The 2,329-nt window shown below is 69.6% G+C and carries 3 protein-coding genes; 1 reads left to right on the top strand and 2 read right to left on the bottom strand.

Translation table 11 applies throughout. From position 1 onward, the window contains the following. Positions 1 to 447 (bottom strand): CapA family protein (locus D477_RS20785; RefSeq protein WP_005275525.1); only part of this gene is annotated, 447 nt, incomplete at its 3' end. Positions 448 to 551: 104 nt separating this feature from the next. Continuing rightward, positions 552 to 1,316 carry a GNAT family N-acetyltransferase gene (locus tag D477_RS20780; protein ID WP_005275523.1) on the bottom strand — a complete coding sequence of 255 codons (765 nt, stop codon included), beginning with the start codon at positions 1,314 to 1,316 and terminating at the stop codon, positions 552 to 554. 328 nt (positions 1,317 to 1,644) lie between these two features. Between D477_RS20780 and D477_RS20775 the strand changes: the two genes are divergently transcribed. Continuing rightward, positions 1,645 to 2,025 carry a VOC family protein gene (locus D477_RS20775; protein WP_005275520.1) on the top strand — a complete coding sequence of 127 codons (381 nt, stop codon included), beginning with the start codon at positions 1,645 to 1,647 and terminating at the stop codon, positions 2,023 to 2,025. Positions 2,026 to 2,329 lie beyond the last annotated feature (304 nt).

Here is a 2,329-nt window from a genome sequence, read left to right as displayed (position 1 = left end):
GGCGGTGCGGATCCCCGCGGCCCGGAGCGCGTCCAGCGTCTCCTCCAGGCCGCGCACGCCGAAGTCCAGCACATGGTTGTTGGCCAGCACGCAGGCGTCTGGCCTGGCCACCGTGATGCAGCCGATGTTGGCCGGGTGCATCCGGTAGTGGATGCCCTTGCCCGGGGCGAAGTGCCCGCTGGTGGTGACGCTGGTTTCGAGGTTGAGGATCCGCAGGTCGGGGGACGCGTCGTCCAGGAGCTGCAGCACGTCGCCCCATGGCCACTCGATCGGGACCGGGCGCGGGATCGCACCGTTGGCCGCTTCGGCCAGGGCGATGTAGTCCCGCGCGTCACGGACGAAGGACTCCCGCAGCTGGGGCGGATTCGGCGAGGGCAGCAGCTGGTCCACGCCCCGGCCGGTCATCACATCGCCGGCCAGGAAGATCGTGATCGAGTTGGATTCCATGGCCCACCGGCCCCGGTTCTGCCTGGCTGTGCAGGATCAACTCTAGTCGTTGTGCCGCCGGAAGCCGGGGCGGTCGCCGGAGCGCCGCCGGCCGGAACCGGGCGTCAGGAGTCGGCGGCCGCCAGATCGTAGCGGTAGGTGCGGGCGAGGCGGCCGTCGCGCGAGGGGCGCTCGGCCACGGCCGTCCAGCCGAGCCGTTCATAGAACGGGGCCGCGCTGCCTTCGCCGAGCATGGCGATGAGCTCGGCGCGCGGGGCGCCGGCGGACCGGGATTGCTCCAGGAACCTCTGGACCAGCAGCTGCCCGGCGCCGGTCCCGCGGGCGGTGGCGTCCACGGCAACCGCGGTGATCACGGCAACCGGGCCCGCCGCCGTCGTCGTTGTTTCCGCTGTTTCCGCTGCTGTGCCGGTTTCCGCCGGCGACTTGTCAGAAGCCGTGGCAGCCGTCTTCGCGTCACCGGGCTCCTGGTCCGCTGCCGAGGCGTTGCGGAGGATCCGGTTCAGGTAGGCCCGGCCGCGGGTCCGGACGAAGTGCGCGCCGAGGCGGGGACGGCGGGCCAGCGCGAGCAGGCCGGCCGAGGCCAGCCCGGCGCGGTGGCGGCGGACCACTTCCTCCACATGGCGGACCTGATCCGTGGAGCCGACCAGGAAGCCGATGCGCTCAGTGTTGTCCTCGCCGATGCGTTCAGCCACCAGGGCCATGCCGAAGGGGCTGTCCAGGAAGCTGGAGTGCCAGCGGCGCACGAACCGCTCGCCCATGTTCGGGAAGAGGCCGTCCGGAACGTAGCGGCACTGCCAGGCGGCCATGGCTGCCAGGTCCGCCGGGGTGGCCGGGCGGACCTGGATGGAGGGGACGACGGGCGAAAGCACGTGCTCTCCTGGGGAGGGGAGGGAGCCGTCGGTGGAACGGGGGTGGGGACTCATCAGTGGCAGACGCGATCGCCTTCCTGTCATTGACGCATCATCCATGTCAGAGGACAGTGTAGGCGACGAACCTTGGCGCGCCGCGTTCAGGAACAGCTGCGGCAGCAAGGGTTCACCCAAGCTGAGCAGGAGTGTTTACCTGCCGTTCATCTTCAATACCGCCAGCGGGTGCCCACCGTAGTGACGCGGATCATCCAGCAGGGCCGGGCGGTCCTAAACTGGGAGCCGTGGCGTGGACCGCCCGCGCCGACCTTCGAAGGAGCAGGTGAGCGAAATGGCCGGACGAGTAGTGCATTTCGAAATTCCCGCCGATGACCAGAACCGGGCGCGGGACTTCTACCAAGCCGCTTTCGGCTGGGACATCAGCGCCGTGCCGGACATGGACTACAACATGGTCCTGACGTCGCCGGTCAACGACCAGGGCATGCCCACCGAACCCGGCTCGATCAACGGCGGCATGTTCGCCCGCGAGGGGGACCTGGCCACGCCCGTGGTCACCGTGGAGGTGGACGACATCGACGCGGCGCTGGAGCAGATCGGCACCCTCGGCGGATCGACGGTGATCGCCAAGCAGGCGGTGCTGGACATGGGCTTCGCTGCCTACTTCCGCGACACGGAGGGCAACATCCTGGGCCTCTGGGAAAACAAAAAATAACGACGGCGGCCGCGCGGGCTTTCCTTCCCCTCCTCGCCACCGCGCGGCGTACGTTCCGCGGGGCATGGGTAGTTCTACCCGTGCCGCCCGGTGGCAGCCGCCGTGCCGCCCCCGGTAGCTTGAGGATGTCAGGTTTAACCGGGAGGGTGCGAAGTGCCGGAGTGGGATATCCAAGTGGGAGCGTCGCGTGGTCATATCCATGCCGCGGAAGGACACTTCGAGCAGCTCGGGACGCACAGGGCGACTCTGCAGGCCGCGCTCGACGCCGCGGCCGGGGCCTGCAAGTCCGGGCCGATCGCCGGGG

It is taken from the genome of Arthrobacter crystallopoietes BAB-32 (assembly GCF_000328305.2).
GTDB classification, from domain to species: Bacteria; Actinomycetota; Actinomycetes; order Actinomycetales; family Micrococcaceae; genus Crystallibacter; species Crystallibacter crystallopoietes_A.
The sequence above is the reverse complement of the archived record's forward strand: the minus strand, read 5'-3'. Positions and strand labels throughout refer to the sequence as shown.

Bases quoted from the DNA above. Each gene is read 5' to 3' on its own strand.
- D477_RS20775 (WP_005275520.1), top strand. From the start codon at position 1,645: ATGGCCGGACGAGTAGTGCATTTCGAAATTCCCGCCGATGACCAGAAC.